Origin of the sequence: Cronobacter muytjensii ATCC 51329 (assembly GCF_001277195.1) — a bacterium.
GTDB lineage: Bacteria > Pseudomonadota > Gammaproteobacteria > Enterobacterales > Enterobacteriaceae > Cronobacter > Cronobacter muytjensii.
This window is the reverse complement of the sequence record NZ_CP012268.1, coordinates 4,296,340-4,320,569: the sequence shown is the minus strand read 5'-3', so window position 1 is coordinate 4,320,569 and position 24,230 is coordinate 4,296,340. Positions and strand designations below refer to the sequence as shown.

Genomic DNA, 24,230 nt, shown 5'->3' with positions numbered 1-24,230 from the left:
GAAGCGCCGACAGGCGGGATGAACATCGGGTATGCTTTATTTCACGGCCACAGACGGGCCGTTTTTCGCAACGGTTGACGCCCCGTCGGCATGCCACGTGAAAACACCTGCTTCAAATCCTTTCAGATCGCTTTTTTCATCCCAGTTCAGCGGCCCAGGCACGGCATTTGCGCCATGCGGAGTTAATTTTTGTACCGGAGCGGCAAGGTCGCGGTCGATCCCGTGAGCGCTTACCGCCTGAGAGAGCGCCAGCGCTATCATCCCCGCAAGCCAGCGCGTTGCGTTGCTGTTCATCCTCAAATCCCCGTTCGTGTTGTGTGTTGCTAATAAGTTTTATTATGGTTAAAAAATATTCTGCCGTTTTAATAGACAACGCTATTTTTACCTGTCTCTTTAAAGAGTTAGCGTGGTTTTTCGCGAAACTATAATTAAAACATCTATTTTTCAGTCTATTAAGAAAAGATAATATTCTGAAACATGGCCGAAATAAACAAAAAAAAGCGCAACGAATAGCATAAAATATCGGTACTATTAGCCAGATAAAACGCTAGTATTCAGGGTTATCTGCTGGTTAAATTTCATTCCCCGCGCTTTCCCGCTACCTAATGAATAAGACAAAAACTAATCAGCTACCGAATAGATCTTGCGGTGGCGTCCAGCAGCCAGAAAAAATCGGGTAAACTCAATTATTCATCCCTGGCGGAAAGCGTGTTTATGAAACTGACTATCCTTCGTCTGCATACCCTGAGCGAACAGGACAAAATCGACCTCGCAAAGATTTGGCCGGAATATCCTTCTGATTCGTTACGTCTTGATGAGAACCATCGCATCTATGCCGCGCGCTTTAACGAACGATTACTGGGCGCAGTGCGCGTGACGCTGCGCGGCACCGAAGGCGCAATGGATTCCCTGCGGGTGCGGGACGTCACACGACGACGCGGCGTCGGGCATTATTTGATTGAAGAGACGATTCGCGATAACCCGTCGATGACGGACTGGTGGGTGATGGATATCGGCGTGGAAGACTACAACGTGATGAACGCGTTTATGCAGACGCTGGGCTTTGCGGCACAGCAGGATGGCTGGGTGAAGCATACAGGAGCCTGAGACTGGCCTGACTGCGGATATAAAAGGTGGGTACGCTACGCTTATCTGCCTCCTGCTCGCTCCGCAGCCAGCGCCGCCATAGCGCGAAAGACGCCCTCTCGATTTTCCCCCGGCTATTTCGTGTTACAACAAGGCGGTAACCCCTGAAATCCCCGGACGCTTACGCCAGTAAGAGGCCGGGGTTGAAGAAGGCAGCCAACGCCGCTATAGCGCGAAAGCCGCCGGGGAGAAGTTTATTTCGCGTCGGTCGCCGTTCCGTTGGCATGCCAGGTAAACACGCCGAACTCAAACCCTTTCAGATCGCCTTTCGCATCCCAGGAGAGCGGGCCCATGACCGTTTCGACAGCGTTCGCTTTCAGATATTTGGCAATTTCAGCCGGGTCATCGCTCTGGTTCAGACCAGCGGCCAGAGACTGCAGCGCAGCGTAGGTCGTCCACACGAACGCGCCGCTCGGATCCTGTTTCTTCGCTTTGATAGCATCCACAATCGGTTTGTTCGCCGGCACCTGATCGTAGTTCTTCGGCTTGGTCACCAGCATGCCTTCGGCTGACTCGCCCGCGATGTTAGACAGTGACACGTTCGCCACGCCTTCCGGCCCCATAAACTGGGTTTTCAGACCTGCCGCACGCGCCTGGCGCAGGATCTGTCCCATTTCCGGGTGATAGCCGCCGTAATACACGAAATCGATATTTTCTTTCTTCAGGCGCGCCACCAGCGTGGAGAAATCTTTCTCACCGGCGGTAATACCGTCGAAGAAGACCACGTTAGCGCCGCCTTTCTTCAGACCGTCCTGCACCGCGCGGGCCAGGCCTTCGCCATACTGCTGTTTGTCATGAATAACCGCGATATTCTTAGGTTTAACTTTATCGAGAATGTATTTCGCCGCAGTCGGGCCCTGATCGGAATCCAGACCGGTAGTGCGCAGGATTAACTGATAGCCGCGCGCGGTCAGCTCCGGCGCCGTTGCGGCCGGGGTGATCATCAGGATGCCTTCGTCTTCATAAATATCAGACGCTGGCTGCGTGGAGGAGGAGCAGAGGTGGCCGATGACATATTTCACGCCGTCGTTAACCACTTTGTTCGCCACCGCCACCGCTTGTTTCGGGTCGCAGGCATCGTCATATTTGGTGATAACCAGCTTGTTGCCTTTGATGCCGCCTTTGGCGTTGATATCGGCAACGGCCTGCTCGGCGCCGGTAAATTCCTGGTCGCCATATTGCGCTACCGGGCCAGACATGGCGCCCACCACGGCAATTTTAATATCTTCCGCCATCGCCATGCTGCTCATCGCCAGCGCAATCGCGCCTGCCAGTAACGCTTTACCCGTCATTTTCATCCTGAGGTTCCCCATTCTTGTGGTCATTGCAGTTGTGGTGTTGTTGTTTTTCGCTACTTTATTTCCGCTTCGCTTGTAAGCGCAGCATTTAATAATGGTTTTAAGCCCTGCCGCCTGGCTAAAAGCAGCATACTCTGCTAAAAACATACCCCATTTTTATGAATTTGGAATCACTATTTTTCACGTCAATTATGGCGGGGAGCGGTCAAAAAACATCCGCCGCGCCTGTCACGCGGCGGGTTATCGGGTTTTACCAGCCTGCGGGCAGATAACCGAAGGCGGAGAGCACCGCGTAAATCGCGCTGGCCACATAGAGCACAACAATCAGCGTCTGGATCAGCGGATGCGTACTCCACGTACACTGCCAGCGGGGCGAGAGCTCCCCATGACGACGCGCGCCGCGCAAAATAAGAATAGGCATAATGGAAAGGATCACGCCGCTGAACACGCCTGCAAAGTAGAGCGCGTTCACAAAAGAGACCATGCCGCTGTAGGCAAGCGCGAACGGCGGCAGCGCCACCACCGCCAGCACGCCGAGGCGTTTGAACGGCTGCGCGTCGTCGCCGAGGCGGAATTTATCGAAGATATTCGTCAGAAAGCTACCGCCCAGGCCCCAGTAAGAGGTGAGCATCGCGCAGAGCGCGAAAATATTGGCCGAGAAAAACGCCCATTCGCCCAGCGCGCGGCCCCAGGAGATGGTCGCCACTTCAGAGATGTTATCAAGCCCGCTCAGCGCGATAACCGAGAGCGGCACCAGCGCCAGCAGCGTAAAGGTGATAATCATCCCGACGATAATCGCTTTCGGCAGTTTTTCTGGTTTGTCGGCGAAGCCGCGCGCCATTTCCGGCACGATGTATTGCGCGGCGAAGCAGAACGCGGTGACGTTAAATACCGGCACCATATAGCGCCAGTCGCCATCCAGTAGCCAGCGCATCTGAGTAGACTCATGCAGCAGCGTGGCAATCACCAGCACCGCTATCATCACCACCATGCCGATGCTGATAAATTTCTCGCCGCGACCAATGGCTTTCAGGCCGAGCCAGAGAATACCTGCCGCCGGAATAAAGAAAATCAGGCTGCCGATGGCGGGCGACACGCCGATAAGCGAACTCAGAAGTTTGCCGCTGCCGGTCATGTAGGCGGTGAGCGCGCCGACGCTGTTGACGCATACCGAAGCAAACATCAGCCAGGCGCCGATGCGCCCGACGTAACGCCCCGCGAGACCGCTTAACTGCAAATGCGCGCGGGTGCGCAGCGTCGCTTCGGCGACATAAAGCATGGTGATAGTGGTCAGCACGCCGACGACGGCAAGCCAGAACAGAAGCGGCATAAAGCCCGCTTTGCTTGAGGCATAGGCGATAGAGAGGACGCCTGCGCCGATATTGGTGCCAACGATCATCGCCACGCCTTCGAGGAAGCTCAGTGATTTCGGTGATGACGCAGCCCGCTCTCGGGCCGCCCACAGTGAAGCGGAGGTTGTGTTTTCAGACATAGTTCTTCCTTAAATATCCGGCGGCTATCACCACCGGAAGCGGTTGTGTTCACGGTGTTTTATTGTGTTAGCAAGTGAGATATTTAAGCTTCGGGCCTGTCAGCCTCCCGAAGCGCGCTCCTTCGCAGGTTCCCCAAAGACGCGCCGTTATGGCCCGCTGCCGCGCGGCGGCCAGGCCATAAGGCGGGCGCCCTCGGGGTATTTCCTGTTTCGTGTTGCGGGACGGTTTTGTCTGCCTTGTGCGGTGGGTTGCTGCGCTTCCCCCCCTACGGGCTGTGGCGGGTAAGCCGTGCGTGCCCGCCGTTCAAACCGTTATCGCCGTTACCGCCCCAGCGCGCGGGAGAGGATCGCCAGCGCTTTGCTGAACTGCGCATCCGGAATAGTCAGCGGATACAGGAAGCGGATAACGTTGCCGTAAACGCCGCAGCTCAACAGCAGCAGCCCCTCTTCACGGGCGCGCGCCTGCACGTCCTGGGTAAACGACGGCGACGGCTTGCCGGTCTGCGGATCGTTGAATTCCACGGCCACCATTGAGCCCTGCCCGCGCACCTCCGCGATGGCCGGGCAATGCTGACGCGCCTGATTCAGCACTTCTTTCAGGTGCTGGCCCAGCTCGTTCGCGCGCTGGCACAGATTTTCCTCATCAATCACGTCCAGCACCGCATGCGCCGCCGCGACCGCCAGCGGGTTGCCCGCATAGGTGCCGCCGAGGCCGCCCGGGGCGGGCGCGTCCATCACCTCCGCTCGCCCCACCACGCCGGAAAGCGGCATACCGCCCGCCAGGCTTTTCGCCATCGTCAACAGGTCAGGCTTCACGCTGTAGTGTTCCATCGCGAACAGCTTGCCGGTGCGTGCGAAACCGGTCTGCACCTCATCGGCAATCAGCAGGATCCCGTGCTCGTCACAAAGCGCGCGCAGCGCCTGCATAAACGCGGGCGGCGCCACGTTAAAGCCGCCTTCGCCCTGAACCGGCTCCAGCACGATGGCCGCCACCTGATCCGGCGCGATATCCGCTTTGAAAATGCGCTCAAGGCTCGCCATCGCGTCGTCCACCGATACGCCGTGCAGTTCATTCGGGTACTGCGCGTGGAACACGGAGCCAGGGAACGGGCCGAAGCCGATTTTGTACGGCGCGACTTTGCCGGTCAGCGCCATTGTCATAAACGTGCGTCCGTGGAAGCCGCCGCCAAAGGTGATAAGGCCAGGACGACGGGTATACGCGCGGGCAATTTTCACGGCGTTTTCGACGGCTTCCGCGCCGGTGGTGAAGAAAGCGGTTTTCGCCGGGCCGTCAATGGGCGCGCGTCCGTTGATGCGCTCGGCCAGCGACACATAACTTTCGTAGGGCACAATCTGGTACGCCGTATGGGTAAAGGCGCGCAGCTGGTTTTCGATGGCTTCCACGACGCGCGGGTGGCGATGGCCGGTGTTCAGCACCGCGATGCCTGCCGCGAAGTCGATAATCTCGTTGCCTTCCACGTCCCACAGGGTGGCGTTTTCGGCTTTTTCGGCATAGAAGCCGCACATGACGCCGACGCCACGTGGGGTGGCGCTCTGACGACGTTGGTTCAATTCTGAATTTTTCACCCGCATTCTCCTGCTGATAAACGTCACTTTTTAGCAACAAACCTGAAACAGTGACGTTTATTTACCCAGGCTATGGCCCTATAATCGAGTACCAGTTTCGAATAAATGAGGGATCCAATTGCATTCTTTAGTGTCCGATCTCTTATTACTTCGTCTCGGTGAACAACGCGACGAGCGCCTGCATAAGCGGCTTTATAACGCGCTGCGCCTGACTATTCTCGACGGTAGCCTGCCGCCGCAAAGCCGTCTGCCCGCGTCCCGGGATCTTGCCCAGCAGCTCGGCCTTTCTCGAAACACAGTTTTAACAGTTTATGAACAATTGCTGGCGGAAGGATATGTGACGTCACGCGCTGGCAGCGGAACATTCGTCGCCGGAATGCTGCCGGACAGCCTGTTATCTGCGCCGCCGGTGGCGCAAGGGGAGCACGATCGCGTACCGCCCGCAGGCTTCTCTTCACGCGGAAAAACGCTGCTCGGGCAGGTGAGCGCCAGCCCAAAACAGTGGGGCGCGTTTATTCCTGGCGTGCCGGATGTCCACGCGTTTCCACATCAGCTCTTCAGTAAAATCCAGGCGCGACTCAGTCGCCGTCCAACCCCGCAGCGCCTCACCTATAGCTGTCAGGGCGGCACACCGGAGCTGCAACGCGCGCTGGTCGATTATTTGCGGGTGTCGCGCTCGGTGCACTGCACTGCCGACCAGGTGCTGATCACTGAAGGCATCCACCAGGCTATCGATCTTGTGGCGCGCATGCTGTGCGATCACGGCGATGTGGCGTGGGTAGAGGAGCCGTCGTACTGGGGCATCCGCCATGTATTGCAGATGAACGAGGTGAATATCGCGCCGGTGATGGTCGACCGCGCGGGCATGGTGCCGCCAGCGCGCCGGGAGACGCCGCCGCGGCTGATTTTCGTCACGCCGTCGCACCAGTACCCGCTCGGGGCGGTGATGAGCCTGGAGCGCCGCCAGCGGCTGCTGACGCTGGCGCGCCAGACCGGCAGCTGGATTGTGGAAGACGATTACGACAGCGAATTTCGCTTCTCAGGCCAGCCAATCCCGGCATTACAGGGGCTCGTGGCCGACCCGCCGGTGATTTACATCGGCACCTTCAGCAAAACGCTTTATCCGGGCCTGCGCATCGGCTATGTGGTGTTGCCGCGCGCGCTGGCGCAGGAGATGAAAACCGCGCATGCGGAGCTCTATCGCGGCGGACATTCGATTATCCAGGCGGCGCTGGCGGAGTTTATCGAGGCGGGGCATTACAGCGCGCATATCCGGCGTATGCGGCTGCTGTATGGCCGTCGCCGGGCCTGCCTGACCGCGCTTATCACGCGCTATCTTGGCCCGCAGGCGCTGTCAGATTTCAGCGATAATGCCGGGCTGCATCTGGTGCTGAATCTGCCGGATGACGCCGACGATGTGGCGATCGCCCGGCTCGCCAACGAACGCGATATTCTGGTGCGTCCGCTCTCGCGCTATTACCTGACGGAAAACCGGCGGCGTGGTCTGCTGATGGGCTTCGCCTGCGTGGCGGAAGAGAAAATGGAGGGCGCGTTTAAAGCGCTGCTGGCGTGTATTGAGGCAGCGTACCCGCAACTTATCCGGTACGCCTGAAACAAAACACCCCGCTTAAGGCGGGGTGTCATCAGGCTGCGTGGCTCAGGCTTCTATCGCGGCGCGCAGTTTTTTCATCGCATTTTTTTCAAGCTGACGTACGCGCTCGGCGGAAACGCCGTAGCGATCGGCCAGCTCCTGCAGCGTGCTTTTGTTGTCTTCGTCCAGCCAGCGCGCGCGAATGATCTGCTGGCTGCGCTCGTCGAGACCCTGCATGGCGTCGGTCAGTTTGTCGGCGGCGTGCTCTTCCCAGTTGTCATCCTCAATGCCGTCAGCAAAGTTGGAAGACTTGTCCTGAAGGTACAGCACCGGGGCCATCGGCTGGCTGTCGCCCGCGTCATCGTCTGATGACATATCAAACGTCATATCCTGCGCGGCCATACGCGATTCCATTTCGCGCACATCTTTGCTGGAGACACCGAGCTCACGAGCCACCATTTCCACTTCGTCCTGGTTAAACCAGCCCAGACGCTGCTTCGTTTTACGCAGGTTAAAGAACAGCTTACGCTGCGCTTTAGTGGTAGCGACTTTCACGATGCGCCAGTTACGCAGCACATATTCGTGGATCTCCGCTTTGATCCAGTGCACGGCGAAGGAAACCAGACGCACGCCTACTTCCGGGTTGAAGCGACGCACCGCTTTCATCAGGCCGATATTGCCTTCCTGAATCAGATCCGCCTGCGGCAGGCCATAGCCCGCATAGTTACGAGCGATATGAACAACAAAACGCAGGTGGGACAGGATCAGCTTTTTCGCTGCTTCCAGATCGCCCTGGTAATGCAGCTTTTCAGCCAGTGCCCGCTCTTCGTCTGCCGATAACATCGGCCAGGCGTTGGCCGCCCGGATATACGACTCCAGGTTACCGACCGGGGCTAAAGCTAAAGTTTGCATTTCTTTGGTCATTCAAATCCTCTCAATCGACATCGGACTGGCGTTCGTCCCCATCAGGCAACAAACGGGCCAGCATGGTTGAGCAACGAGACTATCAGCCACTCTTTTATCAGACCGTGATTTTATCCACAAGTTCCCTTAAGGCTTGTGTATAAATTACGCACAAAATGTGACATTGCTATGAAAAAGCGTGGGCAGGAGAAGCGGAATTCATCGGTACGTATCCCCTGCTGACGGGAACTCGTAGCAGGGGATGATTATAACAAATATTTTTTATTCCGGAGTAAAGTGACGTAAATGTTGCACGGTCGCAAGCCAGGCGGCTGCCCAGCCAATCATCGAGCAGACCAGCAGCAGCAACAGGCATTCATCAAAAGATAACCCGCTGATTTCAAACGTCGTTCCGAAAACTTTCGCCACATCCGTCACGGCGGCGGATAACCGCATCACCAAAATTTCTGACAGAATCAGTGAAAGTAATGCGCCGGTAAAACCGAGCAGCGCGCCGCCGTAAAGGAACGGGCGCAGAATAAAACCATCCGTCGCGCCAATCAGTTTTTGCACATTAATCGTGTCGCGACGCGCGAAAATGCTCAGGCGCACGCTGTTGCCGATGACGAGGAACACCGCCGCCACCATCAATACGCCAATCATCGCCGCCACGCGGCCGACCAACCCGGTGAGCGCCGCAAGCCGCGCGAACCAGCTGTCATCCATACGGACTTCGTCAACGCCCTGCAACCGCGCCACGCGATCGCGCAGCGTATTAAGCGCCTCGCTGCTCTGGAAATCGAGCTTCGGCTCGACCACGACTACTGCTGGCAGCGGGTTTTCTTCCAGCATATCGAGCGCGCCGCCAAAGCCTGACCAGTTGCGGAACTCGCCCAGCGCTTCGTCGCGCGACAGGTAATTGACCTTCGCCACGCCCGGTTCGGCCTGAAGCTGGCCCACCACCTGCTGCGCGGCATTATCGTCGAGCGTTTTATCGAGATAAACGGTTATCTGCGGCGACGGGTAATACTGGGTCGCCGCCTCGCTGACGTTTTTGTACACCATGTAGCAGACGCTCGGCAGCGTCAGCGAAATGGCGATCACCATGATGGTTAAAAACGTGGCGAGCGGTTTGCTTTTCAGATCGGCAAGCGCGCCCTGCCAGGCGTAACGCACCTGTTCATTGATGCCGCCCTGCCGCGATTTGCCTTTGACGTTGGAGCCTTTATTTCGCTTCTGCACAGGCCGTCCTGTTTCACCGGAGGAACGCTGTTTACGGAAATTATCCAGCTTGTTGCTAAAGCGCCGAATTTCATTCAGCGCATCACGTTTATTCACCAACACGGCCTCCATGCAAATGCCCTTCGCTCAGGGTGAGCACCGGGTAACTGCGCCGTGAGATAAGCCCGGTGTCGTGCGTCGCCATCAGTACCGTCACCCCGACGCGGTTAAACTCTTCGAAAAGACGCAGAATGCCTTCCGAGAGAGCGTCGTCCAGGTTACCCGTCGGTTCATCCGCCAGCAGCACCGCCGGTTTATTGACCACCGCACGGGCGATCCCCACACGCTGCTGTTCACCGCCAGAGAGCTGGATCGGGAAATTTTTCGCTTTGTCCAGCAGGCCGACTTTATCCAGCGCCGCCGAGACGCGACGGCGAATATCTTCGCCGCTGGCGCCTGCGATGATCAGCGGGATCGCCACATTATCGTAGACGGTTCTGTCCATCAGCAGATGGTGATCCTGAAAAATCATGCCGATCTGGCGACGCAGAAACGGCACTTCACGGTTTTTCAGGCGGCTAATATCATGGCCGCCAAACCAGATTTTTCCGGCGCTGGGCCGTTCGATACCGCAAATCAGCTTCAGCAGCGTACTCTTACCGGCGCCGGAGTGGCCGGTAAGAAAAGACATCTCGCCAGGCCGCAGGTGGAACGTGACCCCCTGCAGCGCTTGTCTCCCACCGAGATAGGCTTTGCTGACATGTTCAAAGCGAATCATGGTTAATCCTCTCGGGCAAAAAGTGCCTCAATAAAGTCGCCCGCGTTAAACGGACGCAAATCTTCAATACGTTCGCCCACGCCAATGTAGCGAATCGGAATGCCAAACTGGTCGGCCACCGAGAAGATAACGCCGCCTTTGGCGGTGCCGTCCAGTTTGGTGAGCGTAATGCCGGTGAGCCCGACGGCCTCGTGGAACAGCTTCGCCTGGCTTACTGCATTCTGACCGGTGCTGGCGTCGATGGTCAGCATCACTTCATGCGGCGCGTTCTCGTCGAGCTTTTTCATCACGCGGACAATTTTTTTCAGCTCTTCCATCAGGTGCGATTTATTCTGCAAACGCCCGGCGGTGTCGGCAATCAGCACGTCAACGCCGCGCGCTTTCGCCGCCTGGATGGCGTCGAAAATCACTGAGGCGGAATCGGCGCCGGTATGCTGCGCGATAACCGGAATGTTATTGCGCTGGCCCCAGACCTGGAGCTGTTCCACCGCCGCCGCGCGGAAGGTATCTCCCGCCGCCAGCATGACCGACTTGCCTTGCTGCTCAAACTGACGCGCCAGCTTGCCGATGGTGGTGGTTTTACCCACGCCGTTGACGCCGACCATCAGGATAACGAAAGGCGTTTTGCCTTCCACGTTTAACGGCTCGTCCACTTTGGCGAGAATTTCGCCCATCTCATCTTTCAGCAGGCCGTAAAGGGCTTCTGCATCACGCAACTGCTTGCGGCTCGCGCCTTCAGTCAGACTGGCGATAATTTTCCGGGTGGTATCGACGCCCACATCGGCAATCAGTAACTGCTCTTCCAGCTCCTCGAACAGATCGTCGTCGATTTTTTTGCCGCGGAACAGACTGATAAATCCGGAACCGAGATTTTCTTTCGTTTTCAGCAGGCTGCGTTTAAGACGCGCGAAGAAACCCTCTTTAGTCGGCTTCTCCTGCTCAGCGACTGGCGCAGCGTCTTCGACAGCCTCCGGCTCGGTTTCGAGCGCCGCTTCCGGGTCAGCCGCCAGCGCAGCCAGCTCTTCTTCGCTAATCGGCGCGTCTTGCGCAATCTCGTCTTCACCGCGCGAAACGTCTGGCGCCGCAGGCTCGATGACCGGCTCTTCAACCTCAATGACCGGCTCTTCATCGGCGAGCGTGTCAATAGCAGCCGTCTCTTCGATAACGTCTTCTTCAACAATTTCAACAATCGTCTCGCGGGCCGTCTCTTCCGGTATCGTTTCGGCAACCGGCTCAGGCGTTATCTCGACCGGCGTGCGGTTTTCTTCCTGCTCCGGCAGCCACTCTTCGGCTTCCACCACCGGCGGCGCTACCGCCTGCGGCTGCTCCGGCTCGGGCTGTACGGGAGCCGCAACCGGCTCCGGCAGCTGTGCCTTTTCCTGCTCTTCATGAACGACGCTTTCGCTGACTGCGACCACGTCGTCGGCGAATTTTTCAGACTCCGCCAGGGAGTGCGTCGTCTCTTCAGCGGTTGTCTGCGAGTCAGGCTCAACGCGCTCTTCTGTCGCCGCGGGTTGTTCTGTTACTTTTTGTTGTTCGGCTTCAGTTTCTGCCTGCTCTTTCTGGCCAAAACCGAGCCAGGAAAAAAAGCCACGTTTCTTCTCTTTTGCCATTGGCGAATGCACTCCTCGCGGTTAATACATGGCGCAGTCCCGTCGTCTGGCTCAGGGTACTGAAAAAATTGCGAATGAATAAGTTAGTCTACCACTTTCCCGCCGGGGCGGCATACCGCCGCACGGAGGTTTCGCCCGCCCGTTTGCGCCGCTAGAATAGCAGCCCAGACTGAAAAGCGTGTGAGCATAATGAAGAAACCAACCTCATCAGGTAGCGGCCAGATCCGCATCATTGGCGGACAGTGGCGCGGCAGAAAGCTGCCCGTGCCTGACAGCCCCGGCCTGCGCCCGACCACCGACCGCGTGCGCGAAACCTTATTTAACTGGCTGGCGCCTTATCTGGTTGGCGCGCGCTGCCTGGATTGCTTCGCGGGAAGCGGCGCGCTGGGCCTGGAGGCCCTCTCCCGTTACGCCGCCAGCGCGACGTTGCTGGAAATGGAGCGCGGCGTCGCGCAGCAGCTTCAGAAAAACCTTGCTACGCTCAAATCCAGCGCCGGGAAGGTAGTGAACGCTAACACACTTAACTTTCTCAATCAGAATGGCGAGCCGCACGACATCGTGTTTGTCGACCCGCCGTTTCGCAAAGGGCTGCTGGAAGAGACGTTAACCCTGCTGGAAACGCGCGGCTGGCTGGCGCCGCAGGCGCTGATTTATGTTGAAAGCGAAGTGGAAAATGGCCTGCCGCCGGTGCCTGCCAGCTGGCAGTTACACCGGGAAAAAGTCGCAGGCCAGGTGGCTTACCGGCTCTATCTGCGCGAGACACAAGGAGAGGAACATGCTGATTAATCTGGGTCGTCTGCTGATGCTGGGCGTGTGGGGCTTTCTGGTGCTGAACCTGATCCAGCCATTCCCGCGTCCGCTAAATATTTTCGTCAACGTGGCGTTATTTTTCATGATAATCATGCATATTCTGCAATTATCGCTGCTGCGCGCCACACAGCCTAAAGACGCCCCGCCGTTAAGCCGCTTTGAGCAGGCGCGTATTTTTATCTTCGGCGTATTTGAACTGATCGCCTGGCAGAAAAAGCAGAAAACGCCGCGTTAACGCGCGCACATCCAGGGCAGGTAAGCGAAGCGCCCCGCCTTGCTGCGTTGTTAACGCGCAGGCGCGGGCACAAACTCCAGAAACCGCGAGCCCTGATACACCAGCCGCCCCTGGTCGCCGACCGTTAGCTGGTGATAATGGGCTTCATCCAGCCGAAATCGCATCTCCGCCCCGCCTTCCTGCGGGCGAAACGTCGCCTCATACCGCACGGTTTGCGCAGGCGGCGCGACCTGTTGTTCACGCGAAAGCCTTCCGGTAGCGGGTTTTTCCCGCTTGCTGGCGACGACCACGTCTTCCTGTGTGACCGGGGCCGCGTCATTTTCTGTTTTCTCGCGCCGCTGCTGTACATAACGAAAAGAGGCGGCCGCGACGATTAACGCAATGATAACAATGAAAAAAAGCGGTGGCTTACTCATGATGAATTCCGGCGGCTCAGATCTTTTTAAGAATACCCCGCAGCGCCAGGCGTTGTCATCCCGGCCGTCTGACCACTAGACTGAAATGAAGGGCCGCGCGTCACATGCGCACGTTACAATAACTGAATCAGGGACTTATCATGCTTTGGTCGTTTATTGCTGTCTTTTTATCCGGTTGGCTGTATGTCGATGCGTCTTACCGCGGCGCGACCTGGCAACGCTGGGTGTTTAAACCCTTAACGCTGTTGTTGCTGCTGTTGCTGGGCTGGCAGGCGCCGCTAACAAGCCCGACAGGTTATCTGGTGCTGGCAGGGCTGGTGGCGACGCTCGCGGGCGACGCGCTGATGCTGTTGCCGCGCCAGCGGTTGCTCTACGCCTTCGGCGCATTTTTCCTGTCGCACCTGCTTTACACCATCTGGTTCGCCAGCCAGATGACGCTGTCGTTTTTCTGGCCGCTGCCGCTGGCGTTGCTGGTGATTGGCGTGGCGCTGATCGCCACTATCTGGACTCGCCTTGATGAACTGCGCTGGCCCATTTGCACCTATATCGGCATGACGCTCGTCATGGTGTGGCTCGCGGGCGAGCTCTATTTCTTCCGCCCGACCGACACCAGCTTCTCAGGCTTTGTGGGCGCAGCGCTGCTGCTGTTGAACGCGATCATCTGGCTCGGCAGCCATTACCGTAAGCGCTTTACCGCAGACAGCGCGATTGCGGCGGCGTGTTACTTCGCGGGCCACTTTATGATTGTCCGCGCGCTCTATATCTGACCGACGGGCGGTGAAATTCCGCCCACAATATTCTTGACTCTGGAGTCGACTCCAGAGTGTATGCTCCGGTAATGAGAAAATTATCATTACCGGAGGCGCCATGAGCACCCCTTCTGAAAAGCCCCGCGTGACCCCGCAGTTTGCCAAAATGACGCTGACGCCCATGCCGCAGAAACCGTCTGGTGGCGAAGCGCCCTGCTGTTCGGGCGCCTGTGACGCCCCGCAACCGGTGGTTGAAGCCACAGGCGCGCTGCGCTGGCAGGTCGCCGGTATGGACTGCGCCGCCTGCGCGCGCAAAGTGGAAAACGCGGTGCGCCAGGTGGCGCAGGTGCGTCACGTTCAGGTGCTGTTCGCGACCGAAAAACTGGTGGTGGACGCGCCGCCCTCGCAGCGCGAGGCCATCGAACAGGCGGTACGCGCCGCCGGTTATACGCTGCGCGACATGCACACCGCCGCGCCCGCCGCCTCATCAGCCTGGCGCGAAAACCTGCCGATCCTCATTATCGCCGCGCTGATGGCGCTGAGCTGGACGCTGGAGCAGTTTCACCCGCAGGCGGGCCGCGCGGCGTTTATCGTCACGACGCTGGTCGGCCTGTTCCCGGTCGCCCGTCAGGCGTGGCGTCTGACGCGCAGCGGCAATCCTTTCGCCATCGAAACGCTGATGAGCGTCGCCGCCACCGGCGCGCTGATCATCGGCGCCAGCGAAGAGGCGGCGATGGTGCTACTGCTCTATTTAGTGGGCGAACGGCTGGAAGGCTGGGCGGCGAACCGCGCGCGCAGCGGCGTCAGCGCACTGGTAGCGCTGCGCCCGGAAACCGCGGTGCGGCTGCGCGGCGACGCCCGTGAAACGGTCGCGATAAGCGCGCTTCAGCCCGGCGATGTGATTGAAGTGGCCGCAGGCGGGCGGCTCCCGGCCGATGGCAAACTGCTTGGCGCGGCGGCGAGTTTCGATGAGAGCGCGCTGACCGGCGAATCGCTCCCCGTTGAGCATCAGCCGGGCGATAACATTCCGGCGGGCGCCACAAGCGTTGACCGGCTCGTCTCGCTGGAAGTGACCTCGCGCCCCGGTGAGAGCGCCATTGACCGGATTCTGCATCTGATTGAAGAGGCAGAAGCGAAGCGCGCGCCAATTGAGCGTTTTATCGATCGCTTCAGCCGCCTTTATACCCCGGCCATTATGGCAGCGGCGCTGCTGACCGCGCTTATCCCGCCGCTACTGTTCGCCGCCCCCTGGCTGCCCTGGATTTACAAAGCGCTGGCGCTGCTGCTGATTGGCTGCCCGTGCGCGCTGGTGATTTCGACGCCTGCGGCCATTACGTCTGGCCTTGCCGCCGCCACGCGTTTCGGAGCGTTGATTAAAGGCGGCGCGGCGCTGGAGGCGCTCGGGTGCGTCGAGCAGATAGCGTTTGATAAGACCGGCACGCTCACCGCCGGTACGCCGCAAGTGACGGCAATCTCTCCGGTTACCGGGCTGGAAGCGGACGCCCTGCTGGCCTTCGCCGCCGCCGTGGAACAGGGCAGCACGCATCCGCTGGCGCAGGCGGTCGTGCGCGAGGCGAGCGAGCGCGGCGTGGCCGTGTTGCGCGCCGGGGAACAGCGCACACTGGCGGGTGTGGGCGTCGAAGCGCAGGTGGAAGGCCGCCGCGTGCGTATTAGCGCGCCGGATAAAGTCTCCATTGCGTTGCCAGACGAGTGGCGGCAGCGCATCCGCGATGAGGAGGCGCAGGGGCAGACGGTTATCGTCGTGACCGCAAGCGATCAGCTTCTTGGCACGCTGGCGCTGCGCGACACGCAGCGCGCCGACGCCCGTGACGCAGTAGGAAAACTGCGCGCGATGGGCATTCAAAGCGTGATGCTGACGGGCGATAACCCGCGCGCGGCGGCGGCTATCGCAAAAGCGCTCGGCATGGATTATCGCGCCGGGCTGCTGCCTGCCGATAAGGTCGGGCAGGTGAATACGCTCAATGCCCGCGCGCCGCTGGCGGTGGTGGGCGACGGCATTAACGACGCGCCCGCGATGAAAGCCGCCACGATTGGCATCGCAATGGGCAGCGGCACTGATGTGGCGCTGGAAGCCGCCGACGCGGCGCTGACGCATAACCGTCTCGCGGCGCTGCCGGAGATGATCGCCCTGGCCCGCGCCACGCACCGCAATATTCGCCAGAACATCGCGATTGCGCTGGGGTTAAAGGCGGTTTTCCTCGTCACGACGCTGCTCGGGTTAACCGGCCTGTGGCTGGCGGTGCTGGCCGACACTGGCGCGACGGTGTTAGTGACCGCCAATGCGTTAAGGCTGTTGCGCCGACGAGGCTGAAGGGAATGTGGTGCACACGGCGGGTAAGCGCGCTTACCCACCCTGCGCGGTCTGGAAGGCAAATGCTATGACCCGTCGTTTGCAGGGCGGGTAAACAGCGCGCATACCCGCCCTTTTGCAAACACAGCCCGCTTACATCATTCCTAATATGCGCGGCAGCCAGAGCGATATCGCCGGAATATAAGTCACCATCGCCAGTACAATCAGCAATATGCCGTAGAACGGCAACATCGCGCGCACCACGGTTTCGATATTCTTCTTGCTCACGGCGCTGGCGACAAACAGCACCGAGCCCACCGGCGGCGTAATCAGGCCGATCCCGAGGTTCACCATCATGATCATCCCGAAATGCACCGGATCGATGCCAAGCTGATTGGTGACCGGCAGCAACACCGGCGTCAGGATCAAAATGATCGGCGCCATATCCATCAATGTGCCGATGAGCAGCAGCATAATGTTGAGATACATCAGGATGACGTATTTGTTATCCGAAAGCGTGGTGAAAAACTCGGTAATGCGCATCGGCAACTGCATGTACGTCATCACTGCGCCGAAAGCGGATGCAAAACCAATGAGGATCATGACAATCGTTACCGTTTTCACGGTGCGGAACATCAGCTTCGGCAGTTCGCTCCACTTATAGTCGCGATAGATAAACATCGTCACGAAAAATGCCCACAGACAGGCCACCGCTGCCGATTCCGTGGCGGTAAATATGCCACTCAGAATCCCGCCCAGAATGATGACCACCGTCATCAGCCCCCACAGCGCGTCGACGAAAATCTTCAGCGCCTGCTTAAACGGAATCCGCTCGCCCTTCGGGTAGCCGCGCCGCCGGGCGAAGGCAATGCAAAGGACCATCAGGCTCAGGCCCAGCAGCAGCCCCGGCATTACGCCTGCAATAAACAGCGTCGCGATTGACACCGTACCGCCCGCCGCCAGCGAGTAAATCACAGAGTTATGGCTGGGCGGGATGAGGATCGCCTGCACCGAGCCGCTTGCCGTCACCGCCGCCGCGTATTCGCGCGGGTAACCCTTCTTTTCCATCTCCGGGATCATCACGCTGCCGATAGAAGCGGTATCCGCCACCGAAGAGCCGGAGATCGCGCCAAAAAACGTCGAGGCGACGATATTCACCAGCGACAGCCCGCCGCGGATAAAGCCCACAAACAGATAGGCGAAGTTCACCAGCCGCCGGGCGATGCCGCCTTCCGCCATAATCGCGCCCGCCAGAATAAAAAACGGGATCGCCAGCAGCGTGAATTTGTTAACGCCGCTGGTTATCTGGATCATTAACGCCTCCAGCGGCAGGTCTATCCAGAGCGCGCCTGCAATGGCGCTCAGACCCACCGCGAAAGCGACCGGCATTCCCAGCGCCAGCAGCACGGCAAGCGTGGCCAGTAAGATAAAAGCGTCCATGGTGTTCCCCGTCAGCTATGGTTGCCAATCAGCACGACCGGACGGTTCTCCTGGGAACCGAACAGCAGTCGCTCGATGACGAACAGAATCATGATCGCCGAGCCAATCGGCAGCGGCAGGTAGCTTTCTCCTGAGGTCAGCACCGGGAATTCCGCGACCGGCTGCTCCCAGAGTTCCATACACAGCAGGGCGCTGTACCAGAACATCACCAGCGAGATAATCAGCATCAGCAGGTCGACGATGCGCGCGCAGACCCGCTGCGCGAACGCGGGCAGACGGTCAGTAAGCATGTTTACCGCGATGTGCGAGCCCGCGCGATATCCTACCGCCGCGCCGATAAACGTGAACGTGACCATGCAGATAATGGCGACCGGCTCAGGCCAGGATTCGCCGCGATTAAGTACGTAGCGTGAGAAAATACCCACCGGGATAACGACCGTCATAATCAACAGCGCAAACCCGGCCACCACCATGGCAAGCAGGTACAGGCGATCCATCCAGACCAGAAAGAATCGGGACATAACAACTCCGCAGAGGGTAAGGCGCCGGGGCTGGCCCGGCGCGCAGGATCATTTAACGTCGGCGATCGCCTTCATGAGTTCCTGGTGTTTCGCGCCATACTGTTCGCGCACCGGCTCCGTCGCTTTCACGAAATACGCTTTATCAATGTCATGGAACTGCACGCCGCCTGCTTTCATTTTGTCGAGGGCCTGTTTGTTATACGCGTTCCACAGTTCGCGCTGTTCCATTTGCGCCTCGCGGGCGAGGGTCAGGATTTTCTGCTGCTGCTCGGGCTTGAGCTTGTCCCACTTCACTTTGGAGTAGAGCAGCATTTCGGGGATGATAAAGTGGCCGCTCAGGGTGTAGTGTTTGGCGACCGGCAGGTAATTGTGGGCGATATAGGTGGGTGGGTTGTTTTCCGCGCCGTCGATAACGCCGGTTTGCAGACCGCTGTAAACTTCGCTCACGCCCATCGCAACGGCGTTCGCGCCCATCGCTTTCAGCGTGCCGATAGCGACAGGGCTGCCCTGGACACGAATTTTCATGCCCTGTAAATCTTCAGGCTTAATGACCGGATTTTTGGTGATTAAGTTGCGGGTGCCGGAATCCATCCAGCCTAAAAAAACCAGCCGCGACTTCGGGTTGCTGGTGAGCTTATCGCCGATTTGCTTACCAATATCGCCATCAATGACCTTATGCATATGGTCTTCATCGCGAAAGACATAGGGCAGCGTAAAAACCTCGATCTCCGGCAAAATCGCCGCGACGGGCGCCATTGAGACGCGGATCATGTCGAGAGCGCCCATCTGCGCCTGCTCAATCATCTGCTTCTCATCGCCCAGCACGCCTCCCGGAAACACTTTGATCTCCAGATCGCCATTAGTTTGTTGTTTTAATTTTTCACCCATGTTTTGCACAGCGACGATGTTCGGATACCCCTGCGGGTGAACATCAGCCGCTTTAATCACTTGCGCGTGAAGGGCAGGCGCAAACAGCAGTGACGCGGTGGACAGGCACAGACCGGCGAAAGCCGGAATAAATCGCTTTTTCATCGGGTCGCTCCAGAAGGTATGGACAGGCTAGTTATAAAACGGCGTTTTGATTTGACGGTTATAAACTAGACGACGTCCTGTAAAGCCGGGGTGAAGCGCCTCACAAAAGCAACAAGTCTGAAACAAGGGTTTAAAAAGAATGTGACGCAGGTTCAGAAAGCCACGCTGAGCGGCTTCCGAAGAGGTTACTGGCCTTTACGCAGCAGATAGCGATACGGCAGCGTTTCGGTTTGCGACGCTATCAGTTCATGCTCCATAAAACGGCAGAAACCGGGAATATCGCGGGTTGTCGCCGGATCGTCGGCCACGATCAGCAGCGTTTCGCCAGGCTGCATATGGCGCACCGTTTTACGAACCATCATTACCGGCTCAGGGCAGCGCAGCCCGAGGGCGTCAAGGGTGTGGTCAGGGTTGGCGAACAGATCGGTCATGCTTCTCTCGGGATAGTGAAAAACCGCTTTAGTTTACGCGCCGTTTTTAGCGACGCAACACATGTGAACGATTGCGTTAAAATTAACCATTGCATTGACGATACAAAGCAGTATCATGCGGCGGCTTTTGCGCAAACGTACTGCGTCTGCCTTGTGCGTGAAGATGAACTGGGTTCCCTCACCCCAACTAACAAAAAGGTCACAATATGACTCCCTTTACTCCTGGTCAGCGCCGCAATGCGCTCGTCTGGCTTTCGTTGTTTCATTTGCTGGTCATCACCTCCAGTAACTATCTGGTACAGCTGCCAGTCTCCATTTTTGGTTTTCACACCACCTGGGGCGCGTTTAGCTTTCCGTTTATTTTTCTCGCCACCGATCTGACCGTGCGCATTTTCGGCGCGCCGCTGGCACGACGCATTATTTTCGCTGTGATGGTGCCTGCGCTGCTCGTCTCCTACGTCATCTCCTCGCTGTTCTACATGGGCAGCTGGCAGGGGTTCGGCGCGCTGGCGCACTTCAACCTGTTTGTGGCGCGCATCGCGACCGCGAGCTTTATGGCGTATGCGCTGGGGCAAATTCTCGATGTGCATGTCTTTAACCGCCTGCGCCAGAGCCCGCGCTGGTGGCTCGCGCCGGGCGCGTCGCTGCTGCTTGGCAACGTCAGCGATACGCTGTCGTTTTTCTTTATCGCCTTCTGGCGCAGCCCGGACCCGTTTATGGCCGAGCACTGGATGGAAATCGCGCTGGTGGACTACACCTTCAAGGTGCTTATCAGCCTGATTTTCTTCCTGCCGATGTATGGCGTTCTGCTGAATATGCTGTTGAAAAAGCTGGCGGATAAATCCGATTTCCGCGTGCTGCAGCGCGGTTAAAGGTTCACGGAATTTCTTGTGTTAAGATGCAGGGACGGGTCGTAACGACCGTCTCTTGTAAAGGAATAAGTGAATGCGCAATCTGGTGAAATATGTCGGTATTGGCCTGCTGGTGATGGGGCTTGCCGCCTGCGACAACAAAGACAGCAACGCGCCGGCCAGCGCCGGTGCTTCACAGAGCGAAGCCTCCGGCCAGCCGATAAGCCTGCTGGACGGTAAACTGAGCTTCTCCCTGCCGGCCGATATGACCGATCAGAGCGGTAAGGTCGGCACGCAGGCAAACAACATGCATGTCTACTCCGACGCCACCGGTCAGAAAGCGGTTATCGTTATCGTCGGCGAGAAAAGCCAGGAGTCGCTGGAAGTGCTGGCGAAGCGTCTGGAAGATCAGCAACGCGCCCGCGACCCGCAACTGCAGGTCGTCACCAATAAAGCGATTGAAGTTAAAGGCCAGAAGCTGCAGCAGCTTGACACCGTCATCTCTGCCAAAGGCCAGACCGCCTACTCTTCCGTGGTGCTGGGCAACGTGGATAACCAACTGCTGACCCTGCAAATCACGCTGCCTGCCGACAACCAGCAGCAGGCGCAGAGCACGGCAGAAAACATCATCAACACCATCGTGGTGAAATAAGTCGCGATAAAAACGTGCTTACCTTAACGGCCTGCCCTTTTACGGGGCGGGCCGTTTTTTTAAGCGCACGCTCAACAGAATGGCGAGCATCACCAGCCCTGCCGCCGCCAGATAAATCGCCGGTACGCCCGCCCAGGCCATCAGCACGCCCGCCGCAGGGCCGGTTATCCCAAGCGACAGATCCATAAACAGCGTATAAGTGGCGAGCGCCGCGCCCTGATTACTCTGGGGAACGGCTTTCACCGCCACGACGCCGAGCGCCGGGAACACCAGCGAAAAGCCCGCCCCCGCGAGGAAAGTGCCCACCTTCGCCATCCACGGACAGACCGCCAGACCGACCAGCAACAGCCCCAGCGTTTCCACCACGCCGCATATCAGCGTCACGTTAATGCCGCCCAGCCGGTTAATGGCATTCGGAAACAGCAGCCGCGTGCCGACGAACGCACCGCTGAAGAGCGTCAGAGCGAAGGCCGCGCCGTCCCAGCCTTTCGCCTGGTAGAAGAGCGTAATAAAGGTGGCGATCACCCCAAAGCCGGATGTCGTGAGCGCCAGCGCCATGCCGAACGGCCAGACCTTACCGAGCACCGCACAAAACGGCAGCGGCTTGCCTTTGCTGGCTTTCACCGCCGGGCGCGGCAACGCTAACACGATCCCAACCAGCGCCACGCCCATAATCACACCCGCCACCAGCGGCAGACCGCCCAGCCGGTAGCACAGCGCGCCGAGCGGCGCGCCGACCGCCATCGCCCCATAGGTGACGACGCCGTTCCAGGAGATGACTTTACCGATATGCGCCGAGCCGACCACGCCGACGCCCCAGAGCGTCGAGCCGGTACCCGCGCAGCTCTGCCCGAAGCCCAGCACCACCCGCCCGAGACACAGCAGCACCAGCGATACCAGCGGCCAGCCGCCGCCCCACCACGCCAGAAAATAGCTCGCGCCACTCAGCAGGCAGCCGAACATACCGACGATAACGACGGTTTTCGGCCCCCAGAGATCGGCATAGCGCCCGGCATGAGGACGACTTATCAGCGTGGCGATATACTGCAGGCTGATAACAAGCCCCGCCCAGAACGGACTAAAACCCATGACATCATGGACGTAGCCGGGCAGTACCGCCAGCGGCAGGCCAATGGTCAGAAAGGTAGCGAAGTTAAAGATAACGATGGAGACGATTTTCAGGTTCAGCCGCAGGCCGCTTAATGCGGGTTCGGCGCAGACATCCGGCATGACATTTCACTTTTTCAGCAACAGCGGTAGCGTCAGTATAAACCTGATATTTCCTGCAACGGAAATGCCAGGCTTTCAGACTTCCCCCCTGCGGCGCAATACCCAATGCGCACTACACTAAGAAAGCCCTCATAAAAGGAATTGGTTATGATTGGTCCACAACGTCCCCAACAAGATAAAGTCGGCCTGCATATGCTGCAAAAGCTGGCGGCGCTGGTCATTATTCTGGCGGGCATTCACGCCGCCGCGGAAGTGATTGTGCCGCTCCTGCTGGCGCTGTTTCTGGCTATTGTGCTTAACCCTCTGGTGACCTGGTTTATACGCCGGGGCTTTCGCCGTCCTGTCGCCATTACGATCGTCGTGTTCGTGATGCTGATTGGCCTGACGCTGCTCCTGGGCGTGCTGGCCGCGTCTTTCAATGAATTCATCGCGTTAATGCCGAAATATAATAAGGAACTGACGCGAAAACTGCTCCATCTTCAGGAAATGGTGCCTTTTTTACACCTGCATCTCTCACCGGAGCGAATGCTGCAACGCATGGATTCCGAGAAAATGGTGACCTTCGCGACGACGCTCATGACGCAACTCTCCGGCGCGATGGCGAGCATCGTGCTGCTGGTGATGACCGTCGTGTTTATGCTGTTTGAAGTACGCCACGTGCCTTATAAGCTGCGCTTCGCGCTCTCCAACCCGCAGTTGCATATCGCCGGGCTGCACCGCGCGTTAAAAGGCGTCAGCCACTATCTGGCGCTCAAGACGCTTATCAGCCTCTGGACCGGCGTGATTATCTGGCTCGGCCTGACGCTGCTTGATATCCAGTTCGCGCTGATGTGGGGCGTGCTCGGCTTTTTGCTTAATTACATTCCGAATATCGGCGCGGTGCTGTCAGCCATTCCGCCGATGATTCAGGCGCTGCTATTTAACGGCGTGTATGAAGTCTTTATGGTGGGCCTGCTGTTCTCGCTGGTGCACATGATCCTGGGGAATATCGTCGAACCGCGCATGATGGGTCACCGCCTCGGGATGTCCACAATGGTGGTATTCCTCTCGCTACTGTTCTGGGGATGGCTGCTGGGGCCGGTGGGCATGCTGCTCTCGGTGCCGCTCACCAGCGTCTGTAAGATCTGGATGGAGACCACGCACGGCGGCAGCAAACTCGCCGTATTGCTCGGCCCCGGACGTCCGAAAAGCCGGCTACCGGGGTAGCGCAGTCACACCACGCGGCGCGCGGCGAGGTAACGTGCGCGCCAGTAGCGGTTGCTCAGGCTGGAAATGGTTACGCCTTTCTCTTTCGAGGCGTGAATGAACTGGTTGTCGCCGATATAGACGCCTACATGGCGCTGACGCGGGCCGGTGTTGAAAAACACCAGATCGCCTGGCTGCAGCGCCGTTTTTCTTACCGCCCGGCCTTTTTTAATCTGCTCCTGCGTAGTGCGCGGCAGCGCAACACTCGCCGATTCGGCAAACAGGTGCTGCATCAGCGCCGAACAATCAACGCCCCGGCGGGTCGTGCCGCCGAAGTGATAGCGGGTGCCCTTCCAGCTGACGTAGCGGCTCAGCAGTGCGCTTTTCAACCGCGTCGGCGGTGCATCATGGTGAAAACGGTATGAGAAATCCGCATTCGCATTCTGGGAGTGCCAGACATGCGACGGGGCAGCGCTGAACGCTGGCGCAGAAAGCAAAGCGGCGAAATAAAAAATCATCAATAAAAAACGCATCGCGGTCACTAACGTCATGTGTTGCTGTTCCCTACCCGGCAGGAAGTGGGCTCCTTATGGGCTTCCTGTTACGGGGCGCAACGTTAACAACTGGCGATAAAGCGTACTATCAACTCTCGCTACATTCGCTTGTTACTTCCCTTTCATTCCCCTTCGTACAGCGCGCGTAACCCCTTCACCCCACAACGAATAAACGCCATTTTTA

Annotated in this window: 24 protein-coding genes; 9 read left to right on the top strand and 15 right to left on the bottom strand. The window is 58.4% G+C overall.

The features are described from left to right. Positions 1-36: 36 nt before the first annotated feature. Positions 37-294, bottom strand: a complete 258-nt coding sequence (locus AFK63_RS21765) for an amino acid-binding protein (protein ID WP_038866948.1) — start codon at positions 292-294, stop codon at positions 37-39. 420 nt (positions 295-714) lie between these two features. On the opposite strand from AFK63_RS21765, the gene panM reads away from it, so the two are divergent. Beyond that, positions 715-1,107 (top strand): aspartate 1-decarboxylase autocleavage activator PanM, encoded by a 393-nt coding sequence (gene panM, locus AFK63_RS19740; protein WP_038866997.1) that lies wholly within the window; start codon positions 715-717, stop codon positions 1,105-1,107. 233 nt (positions 1,108-1,340) lie between these two features. Here panM and AFK63_RS19735 read toward each other — a convergent pair whose 3' ends face one another. From AFK63_RS19735 to AFK63_RS19725, 3 genes are all read right to left on the bottom strand, one after another. After that, positions 1,341-2,444, bottom strand: a complete 1,104-nt coding sequence (locus AFK63_RS19735; RefSeq protein WP_144420914.1) for a branched-chain amino acid ABC transporter substrate-binding protein — start codon at positions 2,442-2,444, stop codon at positions 1,341-1,343. A 250-nt stretch (positions 2,445-2,694) separates the two neighbouring features. Beyond that, positions 2,695-3,936, bottom strand: coding sequence for an aromatic amino acid transport family protein (locus AFK63_RS19730; protein ID WP_038866944.1), 1,242 nt, complete (start codon positions 3,934-3,936; stop codon positions 2,695-2,697). 321 nt (positions 3,937-4,257) lie between these two features. Beyond that, entirely contained in the window at positions 4,258-5,523 is a 1,266-nt protein-coding gene (locus tag AFK63_RS19725; protein WP_038866942.1) for a 4-aminobutyrate--2-oxoglutarate transaminase, read from the bottom strand. A gap of 118 nt (positions 5,524-5,641) precedes the next feature. Between AFK63_RS19725 and pdxR the strand changes: the two genes are divergently transcribed. Continuing rightward, complete coding sequence (gene pdxR / locus AFK63_RS19720) at positions 5,642-7,135, top strand: MocR-like pyridoxine biosynthesis transcription factor PdxR (RefSeq protein WP_038866940.1); 1,494 nt, start codon at positions 5,642-5,644, stop codon at positions 7,133-7,135. 45 nt (positions 7,136-7,180) lie between these two features. Here pdxR and rpoH read toward each other — a convergent pair whose 3' ends face one another. The 4 genes from rpoH to ftsY form a co-directional block, all read right to left on the bottom strand. Continuing rightward, positions 7,181-8,038 carry an RNA polymerase sigma factor RpoH gene (rpoH, locus tag AFK63_RS19715; RefSeq protein ID WP_007679219.1) on the bottom strand — a complete coding sequence of 286 codons (858 nt, stop codon included), beginning with the start codon at positions 8,036-8,038 and terminating at the stop codon, positions 7,181-7,183. A gap of 261 nt (positions 8,039-8,299) precedes the next feature. After that, entirely contained in the window at positions 8,300-9,355 is a 1,056-nt protein-coding gene (ftsX, locus tag AFK63_RS19710) for a permease-like cell division protein FtsX (RefSeq protein ID WP_038866995.1), read from the bottom strand. Next, positions 9,348-10,016, bottom strand: coding sequence for a cell division ATP-binding protein FtsE (ftsE, locus tag AFK63_RS19705; RefSeq protein ID WP_015742802.1), 669 nt, complete (start codon positions 10,014-10,016; stop codon positions 9,348-9,350). Before ftsE ends, ftsX begins: the two co-directional genes overlap by 8 nt. 2 nt (positions 10,017-10,018) lie before the next feature. Continuing rightward, on the bottom strand, positions 10,019-11,629 hold the full coding sequence (ftsY, locus tag AFK63_RS19700) for a signal recognition particle-docking protein FtsY (protein WP_038866937.1): 1,611 nt from the start codon (positions 11,627-11,629) through the stop codon (positions 10,019-10,021). Between the two features lie 189 nt (positions 11,630-11,818). On the opposite strand from ftsY, the gene rsmD reads away from it, so the two are divergent. Beyond that, on the top strand, positions 11,819-12,415 hold the full coding sequence (gene rsmD, locus AFK63_RS19695; protein WP_038866935.1) for a 16S rRNA (guanine(966)-N(2))-methyltransferase: 597 nt from the start codon (positions 11,819-11,821) through the stop codon (positions 12,413-12,415). After that, entirely contained in the window at positions 12,405-12,674 is a 270-nt protein-coding gene (locus AFK63_RS19690) for a DUF1145 family protein (protein ID WP_038866934.1), read from the top strand. The genes rsmD and AFK63_RS19690 overlap by 11 nt, the downstream gene beginning before the upstream one ends. Before the next feature lie 50 nt (positions 12,675-12,724). Here AFK63_RS19690 and AFK63_RS19685 read toward each other — a convergent pair whose 3' ends face one another. Further along, positions 12,725-13,090, bottom strand: a complete 366-nt coding sequence (locus AFK63_RS19685) for a DUF2500 domain-containing protein (protein ID WP_038866933.1) — start codon at positions 13,088-13,090, stop codon at positions 12,725-12,727. 140 nt (positions 13,091-13,230) lie between these two features. On the opposite strand from AFK63_RS19685, the gene AFK63_RS19680 reads away from it, so the two are divergent. Together AFK63_RS19680 and zntA are read left to right on the top strand one after the other, a co-directional pair. Then, entirely contained in the window at positions 13,231-13,857 is a 627-nt protein-coding gene (locus AFK63_RS19680) for a lysoplasmalogenase (RefSeq protein WP_038866932.1), read from the top strand. A gap of 100 nt (positions 13,858-13,957) precedes the next feature. Then, a complete protein-coding gene (gene zntA, locus AFK63_RS19675) occupies positions 13,958-16,171 on the top strand; it encodes a Zn(II)/Cd(II)/Pb(II) translocating P-type ATPase ZntA (protein WP_038866930.1) in 2,214 nt (737 codons plus the stop codon). Between the two features lie 132 nt (positions 16,172-16,303). Here the strand turns inward: zntA and AFK63_RS19670 are convergent, their stop codons facing one another. From AFK63_RS19670 to tusA, 4 genes are all read right to left on the bottom strand, one after another. Further along, on the bottom strand, positions 16,304-17,590 hold the full coding sequence (locus tag AFK63_RS19670) for a TRAP transporter large permease (protein WP_038866928.1): 1,287 nt from the start codon (positions 17,588-17,590) through the stop codon (positions 16,304-16,306). An 11-nt stretch (positions 17,591-17,601) separates the two neighbouring features. Beyond that, positions 17,602-18,111 (bottom strand): TRAP transporter small permease, encoded by a 510-nt coding sequence (locus tag AFK63_RS19665; protein ID WP_038866921.1) that lies wholly within the window; start codon positions 18,109-18,111, stop codon positions 17,602-17,604. A gap of 48 nt (positions 18,112-18,159) precedes the next feature. Next, a complete protein-coding gene (locus AFK63_RS19660) occupies positions 18,160-19,143 on the bottom strand; it encodes a TRAP transporter substrate-binding protein (RefSeq protein WP_038866919.1) in 984 nt (327 codons plus the stop codon). Positions 19,144-19,328: 185 nt separating this feature from the next. After that, positions 19,329-19,574 (bottom strand): sulfurtransferase TusA, encoded by a 246-nt coding sequence (gene tusA / locus AFK63_RS19655; RefSeq protein ID WP_038866917.1) that lies wholly within the window; start codon positions 19,572-19,574, stop codon positions 19,329-19,331. Positions 19,575-19,780: 206 nt separating this feature from the next. On the opposite strand from tusA, the gene AFK63_RS19650 reads away from it, so the two are divergent. Together AFK63_RS19650 and AFK63_RS19645 are read left to right on the top strand one after the other, a co-directional pair. Beyond that, positions 19,781-20,446, top strand: coding sequence for a 7-cyano-7-deazaguanine/7-aminomethyl-7-deazaguanine transporter (locus tag AFK63_RS19650; protein WP_038866915.1), 666 nt, complete (start codon positions 19,781-19,783; stop codon positions 20,444-20,446). Positions 20,447-20,519: 73 nt separating this feature from the next. Then, entirely contained in the window at positions 20,520-21,077 is a 558-nt protein-coding gene (locus AFK63_RS19645; protein ID WP_038866913.1) for a DcrB family lipoprotein, read from the top strand. A 39-nt stretch (positions 21,078-21,116) separates the two neighbouring features. On the opposite strand, the gene AFK63_RS19640 is transcribed toward AFK63_RS19645, so the two are convergent. Continuing rightward, positions 21,117-22,307: an MFS transporter gene (locus AFK63_RS19640; protein WP_038866912.1), complete on the bottom strand. Its 1,191-nt coding sequence runs from the start codon at positions 22,305-22,307 to the stop codon at positions 21,117-21,119. Positions 22,308-22,454: 147 nt separating this feature from the next. On the opposite strand from AFK63_RS19640, the gene AFK63_RS19635 reads away from it, so the two are divergent. Then, complete coding sequence (locus AFK63_RS19635) at positions 22,455-23,513, top strand: AI-2E family transporter (RefSeq protein ID WP_038866909.1); 1,059 nt, start codon at positions 22,455-22,457, stop codon at positions 23,511-23,513. Positions 23,514-23,518: 5 nt separating this feature from the next. Here the strand turns inward: AFK63_RS19635 and AFK63_RS19630 are convergent, their stop codons facing one another. Then, positions 23,519-24,025, bottom strand: coding sequence for an NlpC/P60 family protein (locus AFK63_RS19630; RefSeq protein ID WP_038866993.1), 507 nt, complete (start codon positions 24,023-24,025; stop codon positions 23,519-23,521). Positions 24,026-24,230 lie beyond the last annotated feature (205 nt).